At 67.3% G+C, this 19,727-nt stretch carries 11 protein-coding genes; 5 read left to right on the plus strand and 6 right to left on the minus strand.

Translation table 11 applies throughout. The features are described from left to right. Window positions 1-141: 141 nt before the first annotated feature. A complete protein-coding gene (locus VGK32_17665) occupies window positions 142-4,620 on the minus strand; it encodes a M4 family metallopeptidase (protein ID HEY3383596.1) in 4,479 nt (1,492 codons plus the stop codon). Window positions 4,621-4,788: 168 nt separating this feature from the next. On the opposite strand from VGK32_17665, the gene VGK32_17670 reads away from it, so the two are divergent. Then, window positions 4,789-5,178, plus strand: a complete 390-nt coding sequence (locus VGK32_17670) for a prolyl oligopeptidase family serine peptidase (protein HEY3383597.1) — start codon at window positions 4,789-4,791, stop codon at window positions 5,176-5,178. Between the two features lie 507 nt (window positions 5,179-5,685). Here the strand turns inward: VGK32_17670 and VGK32_17675 are convergent. After that, a complete protein-coding gene (locus tag VGK32_17675; protein ID HEY3383598.1) occupies window positions 5,686-6,702 on the minus strand; it encodes an alpha/beta fold hydrolase in 1,017 nt (338 codons plus the stop codon). A 244-nt stretch (window positions 6,703-6,946) separates the two neighbouring features. Here VGK32_17675 and VGK32_17680 point away from each other — a divergent pair, with 244 nt between their 5' ends. From VGK32_17680 to VGK32_17695, 4 genes are all read left to right on the plus strand, one after another. Beyond that, window positions 6,947-9,208: a heparinase II/III family protein gene (locus tag VGK32_17680; GenBank protein HEY3383599.1), complete on the plus strand. Its 2,262-nt coding sequence runs from the start codon at window positions 6,947-6,949 to the stop codon at window positions 9,206-9,208. 252 nt (window positions 9,209-9,460) lie between these two features. Beyond that, complete coding sequence (locus VGK32_17685; GenBank protein HEY3383600.1) at window positions 9,461-10,360, plus strand: ABC transporter ATP-binding protein; 900 nt, start codon at window positions 9,461-9,463, stop codon at window positions 10,358-10,360. After that, window positions 10,357-11,178: an ABC transporter permease subunit gene (locus tag VGK32_17690; protein ID HEY3383601.1), complete on the plus strand. Its 822-nt coding sequence runs from the start codon at window positions 10,357-10,359 to the stop codon at window positions 11,176-11,178. Before VGK32_17685 ends, VGK32_17690 begins: the two co-directional genes overlap by 4 nt. Window positions 11,179-11,258: 80 nt before the next feature. Continuing rightward, complete coding sequence (locus tag VGK32_17695; protein ID HEY3383602.1) at window positions 11,259-13,634, plus strand: DPP IV N-terminal domain-containing protein; 2,376 nt, start codon at window positions 11,259-11,261, stop codon at window positions 13,632-13,634. Window positions 13,635-13,643: 9 nt separating this feature from the next. On the opposite strand, the gene VGK32_17700 is transcribed toward VGK32_17695, so the two are convergent. The 4 genes from VGK32_17700 to VGK32_17715 form a co-directional block, all read right to left on the minus strand. Next, window positions 13,644-14,225 carry a hypothetical protein gene (locus VGK32_17700; protein ID HEY3383603.1) on the minus strand — a complete coding sequence of 194 codons (582 nt, stop codon included), beginning with the start codon at window positions 14,223-14,225 and terminating at the stop codon, window positions 13,644-13,646. Between the two features lie 68 nt (window positions 14,226-14,293). Then, window positions 14,294-16,594, minus strand: coding sequence for a DUF5916 domain-containing protein (locus VGK32_17705; protein ID HEY3383604.1), 2,301 nt, complete (start codon window positions 16,592-16,594; stop codon window positions 14,294-14,296). Window positions 16,595-16,626: 32 nt separating this feature from the next. Then, complete coding sequence (locus tag VGK32_17710; GenBank protein HEY3383605.1) at window positions 16,627-17,241, minus strand: 4Fe-4S dicluster domain-containing protein; 615 nt, start codon at window positions 17,239-17,241, stop codon at window positions 16,627-16,629. A gap of 98 nt (window positions 17,242-17,339) precedes the next feature. Beyond that, complete coding sequence (locus VGK32_17715; GenBank protein ID HEY3383606.1) at window positions 17,340-19,724, minus strand: DMSO/selenate family reductase complex A subunit; 2,385 nt, start codon at window positions 19,722-19,724, stop codon at window positions 17,340-17,342. Window positions 19,725-19,727: the final 3 nt, after the last annotated feature.

A 19,727-nucleotide genomic window follows, 5' to 3' on the forward strand; every position in this document is an offset into this window, starting at 1 on the left:
GGTCACCGATGCCGCGAGAAGGAGGAACGTGAGAGGCAGGCTGGGTAGGTGCGGCACGAGCGGGATGATGGGCCGCTGCGTCAGGGGCGTCAACCGCGCCGCCCCTCCAGCATCGCGGCCCGACTCCGCCTTCGACGCCGGCTATCTGGCCGCCACCCCGACGGCCGTCCAGGCCTGGGCGACCGCGCGCTCGGCGGCGCTGCCTGCGCCGTAGAGGTCACGAGCAGACTGCTCGGTGGCCGCCCGCGCGAGGCCAAAATCCGCAGCCGACGGCAGCAGGTACACCATCGCGCGGTAGAAGGCGCGCTCGATCTCGTCCCGCCGCTCCCGCCCGACACCCGCGACCGACAGACCGGATGTCCGGTTCGTGCCGCCTTCGACTGCCAGGTAGAACGCGTGGCTGACAATCGTCGAATTGGCGTGGACGCGCCCGTTGTCCTCGGCGCCCGTCGCCAGCGTGCGAGCGTGATCCGGGTGGCCAAACATCGAAGGATCCGCCATCGATCGGAAACCGCCAGGTACGGCATCTTCGCCAATCAGGTAGTCTGCCCGCCCCGTGCCGAACCCGGGTTCCTGTCGCGAGAACTCCACGCCCGTCGCGAGGATGTCGGCAAAGGCCTCGCTCAGTGCGCCAGACTCGCCCCGGTAGATCAGCCCCGACGTCGAGTCGATGACACCATGCGTCAGTTCGTGGGCCACCACATCGAGCGCAAATGCAGCGTTCTCCCACCGAGGCCCATCGAAGTCCGCAACGGCCGGCGCGCCCTCGCCGAGCACCACCACGCGGCCGTCCCAGAAGGCGCCGCCATAGAAGTTCGGATAGGTCGCGCTGACGGCCGCCCAGTCCTCGCGACGCGCTGGATTCACGATGGCCGTGATGGTCGAGTCGCGGTTGTCGAGGCCGTGGCGCCCGAATCGCTGCAGGTAGTAGTCGTAGGTCGCACTCATGCTCGCGTGCGCGGCCGCCGCAGCCGAGGCTGCGTCGCCCGCCGTTATGTCGGACAGGGCAGGAGCGGCCGCACCCTCGAGAATGGCCGCCGTCCGACGCGCGTCGCCGCGAAGGTCGAGGGCCACGATCGGACGCAATCGCGCCCGATCCGTTGCGCTCGACTGCGCGCCGGCCACCGTCTTGACGTTGCGATAGTTCAACAGCAGCGCACCGGTTCTCGCGTCGATGAAGCACAGGCGCACGTCCGAGCCACTCCGGGCTTCCGCCTGCCACGCGAGAGCGAAGCTTCCGGCGCGGTTGCGATCCTCCGTGCCCACGGACCCCAGTGGCAGCACCACCAGTGTCGGCGGACGGCCCGCCCCGACGCGGCCACCCGTTTGCGCCTCCACGATGGCGGCGGCGTCATCCGCACCGACGTTCGGCGTGGTGTCGAGATCGATCCCCTCGTGCACGACGCCGAAGATCGACACGGGCAGCCCGTTCGCGACCTGTCGCGTGAACTCGGCGCCGAACACCGGCACGCCGCGATACATCTGGCGCATCCGTTCGTGGACGCGGCCCGGCCGCACGGTGTCCGCTTCCTGCCGCGTCAGCACGAGCTGCCGTTCGCGCAGGAGACGGTTGAGCCTGGAATCCCAGTCGCGCACCTCATCCACGCTCGTGGCCGCCACCCGGGTGCCGGCCGGACCGTTGGGCGACGCCGCCGAATCGGCCGCCGGCTGATTCCGCAACGTCTCTGCGGACGCGACACCGCGGCCGGCGCCCACGCTGTCCGCCGTGGCGCCCGGCAGCAGCGGTACAGCAGACGTTGGGAGCGGCGCGCGGGACGCCACGAGCGTCGTGCCGCGAAGGATGACCCGCGCCGTGTCGTAGAACGTTCCTCCCGGCCCGCCCTCCTGGGAGAAGAAGGTCAAATGGATGACGCGGCCGATCTGCGGCGCACCGGTCGTGATGTTCGTGATGTCGTAGAGCGGGACCCGCGCATGAACGGCAGCCGGGCTGAAGGCGTACTGGAACTTGCCGTTCTTCACGGCGAGATCGCCCTGTTCGATGACCGCGCCCGGCGTGATGAGCGTGTAGTGGACCGTCGACGCGGTGCTGCTGCCGGTGATGGTCGTCCCTGCCGCCGCCGAGAAGACGCGCGTCGTGGCCCCGTCGATTCGAAGGCCGGTGGCGCCACTCGGCCGCGTCTTGGAATACACGAAGAACTCGCCGCCGCTGTCTGGCAGGCCAGGCATGCGGCCCACCAATCCGTTCCACGACGCGGTGACCTGGTAGCGGTAGATGCCAGGCACGTCGAGCGGCCACGCCGCGGCCCCGGCAAACGATCCGAACCGGTCGCCCACGCCGTCGGCCACCTGCTGCCGCCCGTCCGGATACGTCAGCACGAAATGGATCGACACCGGCAGGATGGGATCGATCTGCATCGCGGCTCGGAAGCTGCTGCCGACTTCGTACGACGTGCCCGGGCGCAGGCCGACCAGGAAGAACCTCGCCTTGTCGCCGAGCGGGCCGTGAAGGTCCTCCGCGCCGGCGGCCACGATGCGGTTGTTGTTCGTGCCCTTGGGCAGGAGAAACGCGCTCGAGATGTAGCCGGAGTACATCGGCGCCTGGCGTGCTCGCCTCATCACCACCCCGCCCAGCAGCCGGTAGATGTCTCCCGGCGCATCGCCGTTCGCCGACGCGCCGATCTGTCCGCCGAAACTGTTCGGGCTCACGGGCCAGTACGGCGCCCGAACGGTGCTCTCCCCGACGATGAAACGGCCCATGAAGCCGGGCCGGGGCGCGGCGCCGTAGTAGTACTCGATGTCGGTGATGTATTCGGGGTAGAGGTGCGGCGAGTAGCCGTTCGACGTCTTGATGGCCAGGTTCGACGTGCCCACCCCGTTGAGCCTGGTGTCCCACGGCGAGGTGTCGCCCGCCAACTGGTACGTGAGCACCGGCTCGATCTTGTTCGCCCCCTGGCCTTCCGCGCCGATCAGCAGCACGTCGCCGGCCTGGTAGGGAAAGGTGATGTGAGCGAGGTGCTGCGTTCCGTCCGGTTCGACGTACCCTTCGAAGCGGGTCTCGCCGCGCTCGACGTACTTCCCGCCAATCTGGATCTTCTTGCCGCGTGCGACGACCGGCGACGACTCCGGGTAGACGATCCCCGCGTGGCGCATCGTGGACACCCAGAGGTGACCTTCCGAGTCCGTGTACTTGGCCAGCACCTTCGCGTGGTACTCGCCGGGAGCGTCGAGCGGAAACGACTTCATGCCCTGCGCGGCGCCGAAGATTCCGGCTGCCGAAGCCCGGCCGGAGTAAGACAGGGTCCGCATCGTTGCGGGATCGGAGCCGACAGAGAGGCTGACTGTCACCTGCACGTCGGCCGGGAACGCCGGATTGAACTGAATGTCACGGCCGTACGTGGCACCGACCGGGTACGGCATGCCCTGGAAGGTCGCCGTGGCCAGCGTCATCCGCCGGGCGATCCAGAAACGAAAGGTGCCGCCACCCTCGTATCGCTGCCCCTGTTGGTCGGCAATCCAGCCGGTGGCGGTCACCGTGTATTGTCCGTAGGCGGCCGGCTTCCACGTCGTGAAGGCGGCGTTCTTCGTCGTCGGGCCGTTGCCCGTCCGGGCCACGATCTTCGCGACGCCCAGGTCGGTCGTGCGCCCGTCGGGCCCCTGGACCTTCACCGTCAGTTCGCCCGTCGTCCAGTCCCACTTGATGTTCTGCAACGGGTCGATGCTATCGGCTGGGAACTGCGGTTCGAGTGAATAGGACACACGGTTCCCGTAGTCGTCGTACATCGGCAGAATGACATCGTCCGGAATCAGGCTGCGGTCCGAGGTGGCGAAACGCTGGCGATCCTCGTCGGCGACGACGCCCCGGTAGCCGTTGGAGTTGTAGTTCGAGAGCAGCAGCCAGGCGAATCGAGGCTGGATGCTGGAGCCGTTGACGACGCGGCCGGACACGTGGTGCCCGCTGGCCGGGATGACGGGAGAATAGAAATACGTGCTGGTGCCGATTTCTGGCGAAAACGGCCGCGCGGCAAAGGTGTAGCCGTTGAAGTTGTAGAGTCGCGTGCCGACCAGTACGCCGAAATCGAAGCGGAGGCGGTAGAGGCCAGGCGGCAGTTCGGCCGGCAACGGCGCCCGGACGGCGAAGGTCACCTGCCGGGTGCCGGCCGTGCGCCCCTGCTGGGCGTCGCCCACCGGCAGGGACAGGAACTGATCGAACGGCGATTTGAAGGCATAGCCGTAGCGAGTGGTGCCTGCCCCCTGCACGCCCCCTTCGATGGCGAGGCCAGTGGGCGTGAGCAGCGTGGACATCCGCTCGTCGCTCGGGAGCCGCATCCATCCGTCCGCGTCGAACGTCCGTTCGGCGGTGACCAGCATGCAGACCTTGTCTGCCCTGATGCCCGCCGCTGACAGGCCGGCCAGGTGGGTCTCGCTGAAGACCAGCGTGGCGGCGATCTCGAGGCCGAGGCCCTGCCTCCAGGCGGATTCGGACAGCGACACGTCGGCGTGCCAGTCGCCGTAGACCGTGTGCCCGTCCCCCGAGAAGGACATCGGGCCCGCCGGTTCCCGCCCCGGATCTCGTGGTTGCGCCCCGGACATGCCCGGAAGGGCCAGAAGGAGCGTCAGGAACCCGATCGCCGTGCCGCGCCGCCAGATCGTCCGTGTCATCTCGTCCTCGTGTGCAGGTGTGAGAGCCGCGGGAACACTTCCAGTGAGCGGGGACAATCCACGACAGTTGGACCACGCCCACCACCCAGAGGTTGAAAAGGCGCTACAATCCCCGCGCCCGGCGGTACGCCTCCCACCCGTCTCTTCCCATCACCAAGGAGTATCTACCTGGACTTTTTCAAGGTCGCGGTGTCATCGTCCGGCAACCACGAGAACAACGTGTACAACCGCTGGTGGAGCGAGAAGCACCACGGCGTGAAGGAAACGACCGACAAGGACGGCAAGGTGAAGTTCGAGTATACGATCGACCGGAACTCGGACATTGCGAAGAACCTGAAGGGCCACCTGCTGCTCGTGACCGGAGACATCGACGACAACGTGCACCCGGCGAACACCATCCGCCTGGCCGACGCCATCATCAAGGCGAACAAGCGGTTCGACATGTTCATCCTGCTGGGTCAATCGGCCGAGAGCGTCGATCTGATCGAACTGGCGCGCGAGACGCCGCAGGTGGGCACCAAACGGACGGGGACGACGGGTCAGAGGCAGCGGCAGTAGCGCACCCACGGGCGGGACGCCCGTGCCACTCGGTGGGTTGGCAGCGCCGAACAGGTGGCAGGGCGACAGGGCGGCAAGGCGCCAGGGCGCCAGGGCGGCAGGGCGGCAAGGCGACAAGGCGGCAAGGCGCCAGGGCGGCCAGGCGGAAGGAACGGTCAGGCGCCAGGGCGGCCAGGCGGCCAGGCGGCAGGGCGCCAGGGCGGCCAGGCGGAAGGAACGGTCAGGCGGTCAGGCGGCCAGGCGCCAGGGCGGCAGGGCGGCAAGGCGCCAAGGCGGCAGGGCGGCAGGGCGGCAGGGCGGCAAGGCGGCCAGGCGGAAGGAACGGTCAGGCGCCAGGGCGGCAAGGCGGCGGCACAGCAGAGAGGGGGCGGGCCTCCAGGCGATCGTCGAATGGCTTCGGCGATGCTGGCAGTGCCCGCCGCCCCTTCTCTCTTCTCGATTCTGTCCACAGCCGTTTCGCCCAGGCGTCATGGCGCAGCCAGTTGCGCCCCTGCCAGGTTCGATTCCCTATCTCTCCCTGATCGGCGCCGGCGGCTTCGAGCGGTCCTCATACGGGCGCAGGTTCCAGTCGAAGAACGTCCACGTCCGGTTCCACGAGTCGATTTGCTCGGGCGAGTCGACGCGCTGCAGCGTCTGCCGATCCACCCGTCGGCTGAACGAATGGCCCTTGCTGTCACCCCAGGGTGCCGGGTTGACGTAGACCTTCGTTTCGGCCAGGTCCGACTTGCGCGAACGGAGCGCATCCACGATCTGCTGGTCCTCGACGAAGTTCACGTCCAGGTCGTTGGTGGAGACGTGCACGAGCAGCGGCACTTGCAGTTTGTCCACCTGATAGAGCGGCGAGCGCTGGATGTAGATGTCGGGCTTCTCGTACGGCAGGCCCTGGATGGCCTCCTGCGTCGAGAAGTCCCACTGATAGCCCGGGCCCTTGTACGACAGCCTGAAGACCAGGTTTGTCACGGGGACGATCGCAGCGCCCGCCACGAAGGGATGCTTCTCGCGGAAGAGCGAGAGCAGCGTGATGTAGCCGCCGTGGCTCCAGCCCATGATGCCGACGCGGGCGGGGTCGACGTGCGGCAGTGTCGCGAGGAAGTCGAAGGCCGAGATCACGTCCTCCACTTCCTTGCCGCCGTAGTCGATCGCGCGGTGGAACGCTTCGCCGTAGCCGGTGCTGCCGCGATATTCGGGCGCGATCACCACGTAGCCTCGCGCGACGGCTTCCTTCACGAAGGGGAACAACGAGATGCCCCAATTGCTGTGGACACCGCCGTGCACCCAGACGAGCGCCGCGTGGCCCTTCGTCCCGCGCTTCTCGATCGGCTGGAAGAGGTACGCGGGAATGTCGAGATCATTCACCCTGCTGCGATAGGTGACCTTCTTGTAGTCGATGATGCCCTTGCAGACTTCGAGGTAGCGCGCGTCCACCTTCGTGCGCGCGTCGATGTCCGCCTGGTAGTTCGTCCCGGGCGAATGATCCTTCGGATCCTTCGACACATACTGCTCACGCGCCCGATCCTGATCCATCGGGACGCTCAAGCGCGGAGCCCGGCGGGGTTGGCGCTGAGGCGTCTGGGTCGGGGCGGCTGCCTGAGCCTGGGTTTGCGCGGATGCGGGGAGGCCTGGCCAGAGCACCAACAGGGCGGCGGCCATGGCGGTCATCAGACGTGTTCTGTGATTCACGATTGCGTCCTCCGATGTATTGGGGGCAGTGGGGCTGGGCGCCGCGATGATATCACCGACCCTGCCAGCGTCCTGTATCATGGCGCGCATGCTCCCTCGATTTCGCGCAGTCATCGTCTTTTTCGCCCTCACGGCGTCTGCCGCGCAGACCCGGGCGGATGCACCCCATCCCCGGCTGTTCTTCGATGCGGCGGGGCTGGCGGCGATTCGTGTGGAGGCGGCGAAACCCGCGCTCGCACCCGTCGCAAGACGACTCATGGCGCGCGCGAACGCGCTGCTGACGGCGCCGCCTTTGATGTCGTCGAAGACAGGGCGAGGAGAGCCCGATCCGCCCGGACAGCTCAAGGGGATCGAGTCGGCGCGCCGGCTGCAGGGCCGGACGGCCACACTGGCGATGGCGTTTCTGCTCTCGGGCGAACGTCGCTACCGCGACGCCGTCGTCAGCCAGTTGACGCAGGCGATCGACGACTGGCCGATCTGGGTGGACACGGCCCACCAGCCGCCGTACGACCTGATGAGCGGCGAGCTCTCGCTGACCTTCGGCCTGGCGTACGACTGGCTCTACGACGCGCTGACGCCCGCCGAGCGCGGCCGGCTGCGCGAGGGTGTCGAGCGACGGGCGCTCCGCGGTTACCTCGACGCCACGACGAGGGCGAAGCCGATGTTCTGGTTCACGGCCGAGCACAACTGGAACCCGGTCTGCAACGGTGGCGCCACGGTGCTCGCGCTCGCGCTCGGGCCGGACAGCATCCTCAGTGATCAGGTGCTGACGCTTGCCGTGCCGGCCATGGCTCGCTACTGGGAACACCTCGGCGACGACGGCGCGTGGGATGAGGGAACGGGCTACTGGGCGTACGGCCATCGCTACGCGTTCATGGCGGCCGACGCGTTGCGCCGCGCCGGACGCCCGGAAGGCGCGCGGTATCTGGCGCGGGCCGGCGCGCGCGTCACCGGGTACTTCCCCATCGTCTTCAACCCGGGCCGGAGACTGACCGCGAGCTTCGGCGACAGCGCCAGCCGCGCCGCCGATCCGATCTTCTACTTCCTGGCGCGTGAGTACGGGAACACGGATTTCTCGTGGTATCAGGACCGCACGCCGCCGCGAGGCCCGGGCAGGGAAGGCTGGCCGGAAGAAGCATTGGAGATCGTCTGGAAGGCGGATACCGTCCCGGGCGGTCCGGGCGGTCGGGACGCTGCGCCCACGTTGCAGCCGGTGACGGCCTTCTCGTCCATCGGCTGGGCGATGCTCGCCCCGTCGCAGCCCGATCCGCCGTTCTTCCTCGCGTTCAAGAACGGATCCCTGGCGGCCAATCACACGCATCTCGATCTCAACCATGTGAGCGTTGGCGTCGGCGACACCATGGTCCTCGTCGACCTGGGCAGCCGGCCGTATCCGGCCGACTACTTCAATTCTGCGCGGCGCTTTCAGTACTACGAGATCACGACGGCGGGACACAACACGGTCGTCGTGGACGGCAAGGGGCAGATCCCCGGCCGCAAGGGAACATTACGTGGACCGGCCGTGGGGCCAGGCTACGTGGCGTTCATCGGGATCGCCGACGGCGCCTACCAGGCAGACACGCCGCGCGCGCGGCGCCACGTGGTCTTCGTCGACCGGCGCTACTACGTGCTGCTCGACGAGGTCGAGGTGACGGCACCGGCGCCGATCGAGCTGCGCTTTCACACCCACGGCAGAGCGAGCGAGCGGCCGGGTGGGGGATGGACAGTGTCCGACGGAGGGAGCGCGATCGACGTCGTCCCGGCCGATGCGAACAAAATCGAGGGACGAATCGAGGCGGTGACCGGCTGGATCGAGCCGGTGAGCGTGCTGCGGATCAGGTCGCGCGAGAACACGGGCCGGCTGCTGCTGGCGACGGCGCTCCTGCCGGCGCTCGAGGGAGCAAGCCGGGCCGACGGTGTGGACCGGGCGGCAGGAGTGCGCCGGGCCGACGGAGCGGACGGGGCGGCAGGAGTGGGACGGGCCGACGGAGCGGATCGGGCGGCAGGAGCAAGCCGGGCCGACGGTGTGGACCGGGCGGCAGGAGTGGGACGGGCCGACGGTGTGGACGGGGCGGCAGGAGTGGGACGGGCCGACGGTGTGGACCGGGCGGCAGGAGTGGGACGGGCGTCTCGCCCGTCCTCTGCGCTGGCCGGGGTCACGGTGACGCAGACTCTTCTCGGCGACGAGTTGGTCGTGACCGTGGGTGCAGACCGCCTCGTCTTCCGCCGCGAGGCCGACGGCTTCGCGATGAGCAGTGTCCGGCTGGGGCCATCCCCAGCCAACCTTTCGCCCCCGGGCTCCGTCCATACAGTGGAACCTGACAGCGCCGGCGGACGTATTCTTCGATAGCGAGGTGGAACCGTCTGGCGGTTCGCAGCGCGACGGAGGCCCAGATGACGTTTCTCAAGAGAATCCTCGGGATCGGGACGGCTCAGCCGCCCGCCCGTGTGCGAATTTGCCCGGAATGCGGGATGGCCATCGCGGAGCACAAGGATTGGTGTTCGATCTTTCGCGCCCTCCAGGCACGTGAACAACAGGGATTGACGCCCAAGACCGCACAAAACTGAGACGGCTCGGCCGTTTTGCGGTATAAACACCCGCGTGAAGCCCATCATCGAGACCGAAGGGCTGACGAAGCACTACGGCAGGCTTGTGGCGCTGGAGGATCTCACCATCCAGGTCGAAGCCGGCGAGGTGCTGGGGTTTCTCGGTTCCAACGGCGCCGGCAAGACCACCACCATCCGCCTCCTGCTCGACCTCATCCGTCCAACTCGCGGCCGCGCCCGAATCGGTGGCTTCGACTGCCGCACCGAGAGTCTGAAGGCTCGTGCGCTCGTCGGCTACCTGCCCGGCGAGATGCCGGTCTACCCTGAACTGACCGGCAGCGAGTACCTCGACTACCTGGCCAGCCTGTCCGGCGGAGTCGCCGACCCGGCGATCGTGGAACGCCTGCTGCACCGCTTCGACGTCGGTCCCGCCGACCTGAAGCGCCGCCTCCGCGATTTCTCGCACGGCATGAAGCGCAAGCTGGGGATCGTTCAGGCACTGATGGGCCGGCCGGCGGTCGTCATCCTGGACGAGCCGACGAGCGGCCTCGATCCGCTGATGATCGAGGCGTTCTGCGAGACCATCGACGAGCTGAAGCGGGACGGGCGGACGACAGTGTTCCTGTCGTCGCACGTGCTGTCCGAGGTGGAGCGGACGTGCGGCCGGGTCGTCCTGATTCGTCGCGGCCGGCTGGCCGCGGTGAAGGCGATGGGCGAGATCGGCGCCGCGTTTCCCCGCCGCGTGACCGTCACGTTCTCCGGGCCCGTGTCCCGGGACGCTCCGACCGGCCCGACGATCCTGCTCGTGGCCAAGGAAGATCGGCGCTGGGTATTCGATGTGGTCGGGGAGCTGGGCCCGCTCGTCGCGGTGCTGGTCGGGTTGCCGATTGCGGACCTCGAGGTCGAGCGGTTCTCGCTCGAAGACTACGTGCTCAGGCTCTACGCGAGGCCATGATGCGGACTGCCCCGTTCCGCGCGCTCGTCGGCCGGTCGTTTGCACGCACGGCCGCCGTCTTTGCGGTCGTGGCGTGGATTCTCGCCGGCTTCCAGGTGCTGCTCGTGCTGGTCGCGCGATCGTTCGTCGAGACGCGATCGTTCGACGTGTTGTCGTCGCTGATGCCGATGAACCTGCAGCAGTCCCTCGGGCCAGGCGCCCTCGTACTGGCGTCGTTTCCCGGGCTGGTCACCTTCGGCTACTTCCACCCGATTGTCGTCCTGGCGGTGCTGCAGACGGGGGCGTTCATCGCCACCGAGCCTGCGGGCGAGATCGAGTGGGGGCTGTTCGACCTCGAGCTGTCGCGGCCCCTCGCGCGCCACTGGATCGTCACCCGGAGCCTGTTGCTCGCACTCGGGCTCTCGAGCGCGCTGGTCGCGGCGATGGCGCTCGGCACCTGGCTCGGCCTCGTTGGGTTCGCGCCGGCCGGGGCGACGTGGCCGGCTGCGGCGAACGTCGCGAGCCTGGCCGCGCACCTGGTCTTCCTCGCGTGGACGTTTGCCGCGCTGGGTCTCGCGGTTGCCACGTTCGTGCGACGGCGAGGCACGGCGTTCGCGCTGGTCGGCATGGCCGTCGTCGTGCTGTACCTGCTGAACTTCCTCAGCGACGTGTGGGCGCCGGCCCGCCGCATTCGGTGGCTCTCGCCGTTCCACTACTTCCCGGGCTTCGCGGTGGCGAACGGCACCGCGCCGACCTTTCACGACCTCTCGATTCTCGCGATTCCGACGCTGGTCCTTTCCGCCCTCGCATACTGGCGATTTGCCCGCCGCGACCTGTGAGCCACCACGTGCTAGACTTTGCCGCGCCACGGTTCGAGGTGGACTCTCTGCAACCGATTTCCGACAACACGGAGGCTAGGATGGACGTGTCAGCGATCCGGCGCGTTTCTCGCACGCTGGTGGGTCTCGCTGTCTTCACCGGGCTCGCCGTCCAGTCGCTGGCGCAGGCGCCGGCCGCGAACGCTCCGCGCGCACTGAACGCGTCCGACTATGCACGCGCGGAGAAGTTCCTCGGCTACAGCGTGAACCCGCTGGTGCTGCACGGCGCAGTGCGCGCGACGTGGCTGCCGGGTGACCGCTTCTGGTATCGCGACACGGTCGAGAACGGCGCGGAGTTCGTCCTCGTGGATCCGGCGAAGGGCACGAAGGCTCCGGCCTTCGACCACGCGAAGCTGGCCGCCACGCTCGCGGTCGCCTCGAAAGCGACCTGTGACGCGACGCACCTGCCGTTCTCGCAGTTCGAGTTCACGCCGGACGGGCAATCGATCACGTTCACCGTGCAATCGGTCAAGTGGTCGTGTGACGTGCAAGGGAGGTCGTGCTCGTCGAGCCGGACAGCGGCCGACACCTCCGGCGCTGCCGCCTCCCGGCGAGAGGAGAGGAAGTCACCCGACGGGAAATGGGCGGTGTTCATCCGCAACGACAACCTCTGGGTACGTGACACCGCGACGGGCGCCGAGAAGGCGTTGACGACCGATGGCGTCAGGGACTTCGGATACGCGACCGACAACGCCGGGTGGGCGCGCAGTGATGCCCCGGTGGTCCTCTGGTCGCCCGACTCGACGAAGATCGCGACGTACCAGCAAGACCAGCGCGGCGTCGGCGAGATGTACGTCGTCGAAACGAAGGTCGGCCATCCGACGCTTCAGGCGTGGAAATACCCCCTTCCGGGCGACGAGAAGGTCACGACGATTCAGCGGGTGATCATCCACCTGGACGGGCCGAAGGTCGTGCGCCTGAAGATGCCGCCCGATCAGCACCGATCCACGGTGACCGATGACATCAAGTCGGCGTCAGGGGAACTGGAGGACGCGCAGTGGAGCGGCGACTCGTCGCGGTTGGCGTTCGTGTCGACCTCGCGCGACCACAAGCGCGAGCAGGTGCGGATCGCGAACGCGGTGACAGGCGATGTACGGGACGTCTTCGAAGAGAGCGTGAGCACGTACTACGAATCCGGCCTCGACAAGGCGAACTGGCGCGTCCTGTTCGACACGAACGAAGTGATCTGGTTCTCGGAACGTGACAACTGGGGCCATCTCTATCTCTACGACCTACAGACCGGACGAGTGAAGCACGCCATCACGTCGGGTGAGGGGAATGTCGCCCAGGTGCTGCGCGTGGACGAGAAGGCCCGCGTCATCCACTTCGTCGGCGTGGGACGCGAGAAGGGGCGCGATCCGTACTTCCGTCACTACTACCGCATCGGTTTCGACGGCAAGAACCTGGCGCTGCTGACGCCGGAGGATGCCGATCACGACATCTCGGTGTCGCCATCCGGCGCGCTCTTCATCGACAACTACTCCCGGCCCGACGTCCCGCCGGTCAGCGTTCTGAAGGCGGCCGACGGGAAGCTGGCGCTCGCCCTCCAGAAGGCCGACATCTCGCGGCTCGTGGCCGCCGGCTGGAAACCGCCGATCCCGATCACGGTGAAGGGGCGCGACGGCGTAACGGACCTCTACGGGCTCCTGTTCAAACCGACGAACTTCGATCCCGACAGGAAGTACCCGATCATCAACAGCATCTACCCGGGACCGCAGACCGGCAGCGTCGGCGGTCGCAGTTTCTCCGCCGCGCGTGGCGACGCACAGGCCCTCACCGAGCTCGGCTTCCTCGTCGTGCAAATCGACGGGATGGGCACGCCCTGGCGCTCGAAGAAGTTCCACGACGCCTACTACGGCGACATGGGCGACAACACGCTGCCCGACCAGGTGGCGGGGATGAACGACCTCGCCAGGCGTTATCCGTGGATCGACATCGATCGGGCCGGGATCTACGGCCACTCAGGTGGCGGATTCGCCACCGCGGACGCGATGTTCCGGTACCCGGACTTCTTCAAGGTTGGAGTGTCACAGGCCGGCAACCACGACAACCGCGGGTACGAGGACGACTGGGGCGAGAAGTGGCAGGGGTTGCTCGAACGAAGGTCGGAGGGCACCGACAGCTACGACAGCCAGGCAAACCAGAACTTCGCCAAGAACCTGAAGGGAAAGCTCCTGATCGCGCACGGCACGATGGACGACAACGTGCCGCCCTACAACACGCTGCTCGTCGTGAACGAGCTCGTCAAGGCCAACAAGGACTTCGATCTGCTCCTGTTTCCGAACCGGAAACACGGTTTCGGCAGTGAACCCTACATGATGAGGCGTCGGTGGGACTACTTCGTCCGGCACCTGATGGGCGCGGAGCCGCCGAAGGAGTTCGAGTTCCACCCGCCGGCGCAGGGACAACGCAGGTAGGCGCGGCTCCTACTCCAGCGTGATGTTCCCTGCGGTGAGCCGCACGTCCAGGGAGTAGCGCCCCGGGCCCTTCCAGGAGAACGATCGGAACAGGCCGTTCTTCGACGCGTCGAACGTGCGGGCGGACAACTCACCGGCGGTGACCCTGGCTGACGCCGACTTGTAGTCGTCGCGCCGGCCGACTTCGATGTCCACGTTGCCGGCCCAGCTGCTCACGTCCTTGTTGCCCACGATTCCGCGCATCCGCAGTTCGCCCGCGGTCAGACGCGTCGTCACGTCGCTCTGCGCGGGCAACTCGATCACCAGCCTGCACTCGTTGGTGTCACCCCTGGTGACGATCGTGGCCTCTCTTCCGCGGACCGCGATCTCCACCCGCACGTTGTGAGCGTCGGGATCCCGTGCGGTCCAGCGGACGACGATCCGCTCGTCGCTGCCCGCCTTGATCGTATAGTCGCCGGCCGACAGATCCATCCAGACGCGCCCGCCGGGCGCAAACGGCTGCTCCTTCGAACCCTCGACCGAGGCCATGGCGGGAAACGCGGACGCCACCGTCAGCAGGAGAACGAGCGCCGCCGAACGTAAGCGCTTCATCGACATCCCTCCCATCGAACTACTACGGCGTGTGTCCGGAAAAGGTTCGCCAGCCCCACCTTCGGCGCCTATCGCGACAACCAGCACGTCAGCTTCACCGACAGCGACCGATTCCGCGCCTGCATGAAGTGCGGGCCCAGCAGGTTCGTGTCCCACCCCTGGTTGTAGACGACGTAGAAGTCGCTGCCAGGGCGATAGATGTACCACAGCAACAGGTTCAGGCTCGCCTGCTTCTTGGTGTCGTTGTACTGGGCGAACCCCTTGGCGAACAGCGACGGCGAGAATGAGTAACTGACGCGCGCGCTCACGGTGTTGGTCGTGTACGGCACGACGGCCGGCAGCGTGATGCGGTTGCGGTTGTAGCTGGTCTCCACGAGCAGCGTGGTCAGCGGCAGCACGTTGAACCCGAGGCTGTACGTCGTCTTGTCGCCGTTGTAGTAGCTCCCGGTCTCGATGCCGGCGTTGCCTGCGACGTGGAGGCTCGAGTTCGACGCGTACGCGGCCTTGAACGTGTTCCAGCGATGACTCCCGACCGGGACGACTCCGTTGCCGAGCCGCCACGGCGCGGTCAGCACGTCGTAATCGTGGAGGGCCTCGACGGTGAGCGTGGACGTGTCGTTGAACGCCACCGCGAACTGACCGTCCCCGGTGCGCGACACGATGTGGCCCGCGTGATTGGCGTAGGTGTCGATCACGCCGCCCAGGGTGAACTGGCGGACCCACGGCCAGTTCGGCCGCGGTGTCCACGCGCCGCGCAGGCGCGGGTTGCGAATGTCGGTCCGCTTGATGTAGCCCATCTCGGCATTGAAACCGGCGCCGACATCCAGATACGTCACCCCGTAGTTGTAGCGGTCCTTCTGATAGGCGAAATCGAAGCCGCCCGCGTAGTCGTCGCCCTTCGATCCGGGGGAGAAGGTCTTGGCTGCCAGCGCGGTCAGCGTGGTCGTCCGTCCCAGGACGAGGTTGAGATCGACGCCGGCCGTTCTGTTGAACTCCGCGCCCGAGCCGCCCTGACGGTTCAGGAAGATCGCCCCCATCGACGAGTGCGCGAGCACGTTCCGCTTCACTCGCACGACGGAGTAGTTCGCGCGTGGCACGAGGACCTGGTGGGTGCCGTTCGCGTAGGCCATCTCGTCGGTTTCGATGTTCATCAGGCCCAGCGTGTAGGGGCCGACGCGTCCTGTCACACGCCCGCCGCCGAGCAGTGGCACCTCCTGGCCGTCGTACAGACCGACCCGGCGCGAATAGAAGAGCGGCAGGAGGCCGGGGCCCTGATCGCCGTTCTCGGTGCCGGGTTTGCCGTAGTTGAACAGGCCGGCGCTCTCGGTGAAGAACTGCCGTTTCTCCGGGAAGAAGAGGCTGAAGCGCGTGACGTTCACCACCTCCTGGTCGGCCTCGACCTGGGCGAAATCGGTCCGGTATGTCAGGTCGGCCATCAACGTCTCGGTGACGCCGACACGCGCGTCGAATCCATAGCGGTCGAGCTTGGTGGTGGACGCGTCCGCACTGTAGTCACGGCCCACCTGCGGCGCGACGAACGGGATGAACTCCAGCCGCCGCCGCGCCGTCAGATCGCGCAACCCGTCGAGCACGCCGGCGTTCGAGAGCCGCGCAAAGCCGAACGCACCCTGCGCGCGCGGATACGAAACCCAGTACGACTCTTCATTCTTGCGAACGATGCGGCGTCCGACGTTGAGGCCCCAGGTCGTCTCGCCGATGCTCGTCTTGAACCGCAGCTGGCTGAAGGGAATCGCAATCTCGGCGTACCAGCCCTTGTCGTCGATGCTCGTCCTGCACTCCCACACGGCATTCCAGTCATTGTTGGTCACGCGCGCGTTGTCGGTGTACTGCGCGTCCTTCTGTGCCCCCAGCGGATTGGTGGCGAAGTAGAAGCCGTTACGCCGATCGTGGAACGTGTCGATGACGATGCGCGCCTGGTCGCCCTTCGCCAGGCCAGAGTCGCGCTTCATCTCGCTCGCGCGGATGGCCGTCGGGTCGGAGTCGAACGCCCAGATCGCGAAGTAGATCTTCCGGTCGTCGTAGAGGACGCGAAACTCGGTGCGCTCGGAGATCGGCGCACCAGGATTCGGTTCCCGCTGGATGAAGTTGCCCTGCGCCGGGGCCAACTGCCACACCGCGTCGTCCAGGTGGCCGTCCATCTTCGGCGCCTGCCCCTTCGGCAGCCGCGCGGCGATCGCGTGGAAAGTCGAAGGATCAATCCTGTTGAGATCGACTGCGGGAGCCGACACGTCGGGCGCCTGGCCCCGGTGGGCCGGGTCGAGGGGCTTCTGGCCCTGTTGCGCCTCGGAAATGGGCGAGACGCCAAGCAGCAGGAGCAGGCAGATGAGAGAGGCGAGCGGACGGCTCATCGATGAGAACCCAACCGGGAGCAGGATCAATTCTACAGTTCTTCCCAGTTTGCGACCTCGGGTTGCCGCGTCTGGGCGGCCGCGGCTTGTCGGTGGGGGCGAACGACGACGGCGGGCCGGCTGATCGTGGAATCGGCCATCGGAAACACGCTGTCCGTGGTGCCGTACTTCCGCCGGATATCGTCGAGCTCACCGAAGTCGAGCGCGCGGTTGGGGCAGGCGGCGACGCACACCGGCGCCGCTCCGGCATCGACGTAGTCCACGCAGAAGTCGCACTTGCCGACGGTGTTCGTCGCCGCATCGTAGCGGATCGCCTCGTACGGGCAATCGGCGACGCACTTGTTGCACTTCACACAGCGGCTCTGGTCGATGAGGACGATGCCGTCCGGGCGCTTCCAGATGGCCTCGGTCGAGCAGGACTTGCCACAGACCGTGTCTCGGCAGTGATGGCACGCGACCGAGAGGTTGTACGCGACGACCGTCGAGGCCCAGATCCCTTCCCGTTTCTGCCAGTCGCCGGCGGTGACTTCGTACACCCGCCGCCAGTGCAAGCCCGCGCGCAGATCGTTCTTGTCCTGGCACGCCATCTGGCAGGTCTTGCATCCCGAGCAGGCATCCGAGTTCACGAAGAACGCGTACTGATTCATCGTCCTGTTCAACACCGAGCCCGCAGAGTCCGTCGAGGTGCCACTCTTCCGCCCGGCCCCGACTGCACCAGACAACACGGCCAGTCGGTCTCCGTTCGTCACGCCTTCGCGATGTCCACCATGGCCGTGTGCTGGGCGTTGCCGAAGGCCAGCGGCGTCCAGCGTTCGGAGGTCAGCACGTTGACCGAGCCGCCCCGATCCACGCCCTTGTCGGTTGGAGCCCACCACGCACCCTGCGGAATCGCGACAACGCCCGGGAGGATGCGGCGCGTGATCCGGCAGCGGATCGTCAACTCTCCGCGATCGTTGAACACGCGCACCTCGTCACCATTGGAGAGCTTGCGCGCGGCCGCATCGACCGGATTCACGAACACACGCTGAGGAAACGCATCCTCCAACCAGTCCACCCCGCTCATTGTCGAGTGCACCCGCGAGAGCGAATGATGGCCGATGATCTGGAGCGGGAACTTGCGCGCGCCCGCGTCGAACGGGCTCTCCCACTCCTGCACGTACTTCGGTACGGCGGGAATCTCGCCCGGCTTGCCGATCGCGTGCAGCGCGCTCGAGAAGATCTCGATCCGGCCGGACGGCGTCGGCAGGGGTGATTTCTCCGGGTCCTTGCGGAAGTCCGCGAACGCGACAGCCGGGGACTTCACGGGCAACTGGTACACGCCGGCATTTCCCGCTTCGAATTCGGCCAGCGCCGGAAGTCCGGGATAGCGAGCCTGGCGGTAGGCGTCGAGCGCGGCATCCACCCACTCGCGTTCGCCGCGCCCCTCGGTGAACGCCTCGTGGAGGTGCAGCCGCTCGGCGATCTCCGCGCAGATCCGGTAGTCGCTCCTGGTCTCCGCCAGCGGCTCGACGACTTTCGGCATCAACAGCACTTCGTCGCCGTACTTCCAGCCGTCCTCGACGCCCCACGTCTCGAGTTGCGTGCACGCGGGCAGGACGATGTCCGCGAACCGGGCGGTGGGCGTGAGGAAGTTGTCCTGGACGACGAGGAACTCGACGAGGCGCTCGTCCTGCAGGATCTTCGCCGTCCGATTGATGTTGGCGTGCTGGTTGATCAACGCGTTCGAGGCAACCGCGTAGATGAGCTTGATGTCGCTCTCGAGACGCCCGGCTCCGCGGACACCGTGCTCGGCGCCCAGTTCCCTTCCGTGCAGAACGGCCTCGGTCCACAGGAACGTCGGGATGCTGGCCTTGACCGGATTCGTGCCGGTGGGGAAGACGTTCCAGAGCGGTCCGCCGTCGGGCGCCTGGAAACCCATGCCGCCCGCCCATCCGCCCGCGACGCCGACGTTGCCGGTGAGGGCGGCGAGGACGCAGCCGGCCCGCACGACCTGCTCGCCGTACGCTCGGCGCTGCATGCCGTAGCCCTGGTACAGCACGCCGGGGCGTTTCGTCGCGTACTCCCGGGCGATCCGCTCGATCGTGTCGCGAGGCACGCCGGTGATCGCCTCGGCCCACGCCGGCGTCTTCGGGATCTTGTCGCGCGTGCCCAGGATGTACTCCCTGTAGCTCTCCGCGTTCTTCGCCTCCGCCGGCATCTGCGTCTCGTCGAAGCCGATGCAGTGCGTCCGGACGAACTCGGCGTCGTAGATTCGCGACGCGATCATCACGAATGCCATCGCCGACATCATCGCGGCGTCCGTGCCGGGCCGGATTGGAATCCACTCGTCGGCGAGCGAGACGGCGCTGAGCGTCATGCGCGGATCGATGCAGACGATCCGCGCGCCCCGCTCGCGGGCCTGGCGGAGAAAGTACTCGGTGTTCGTGCCGTCGCGTGTCTCGCCCGGATTCCACCCCCACATCAGGATGAGCCTCGCGTTGACCCAGTCCTGCCGTTGGTTCCCGGTGACACCGGTGCCGTAGACCGACTCTGTGGCCTTCGCCATCGCCGGCCAGGAATAGTTGTTGTACTGCCCGAGCGAACCGCCGAACAGGTTCAACAAGCGCTGCGCGACCTGGCGGCCGTTGGTCTGGCTGTAGCTGCCGGTGCCGTATGGCACGTACAAAGCCGCATTGCCGTACGTCTTCTTCACCCGCGCCAGTTCCGCGGCCACCCGGTCGAGCGCCTCGTCCCAGTTGATCGGCTGGAACCTGCCCTCGCCACGCCGGCCCAGGCGTTTCAGCGGCCGTGTCAGGCGGCTGGGATGGTACTGGCGCCGGCGATACGCGCGGCCTCGAACGCAGGCACGAAGCTGAGGCGCTTCAAGCGTGTCGCCGGGGCGATCATCGGTCTCGATGCGTACGATGATGCCGTCGCGGACGTGGAGCGCGAGGAGACAACGCCCGCCGCAGTTGTGCGAGGGACAACCGGCGCGTACGATGCGGTCGCCGGGCAGAGGGGCGCCGGCCCCGAGTCCGGCGGCCCCAGGATCCGTGTTCGGCCAGCCTGCTGGCTCGCTCCCGCCCGCCGCGATTGACGACCCGAGGATCAGGCTCCACTTGAGAAAGCAGCGCCGGGAGAGATCTTCCATCCG

Source organism: Vicinamibacterales bacterium (genome assembly GCA_036504215.1).
In the GTDB taxonomy this organism is placed as follows: domain Bacteria; phylum Acidobacteriota; class Vicinamibacteria; order Vicinamibacterales; family Fen-181; genus FEN-299.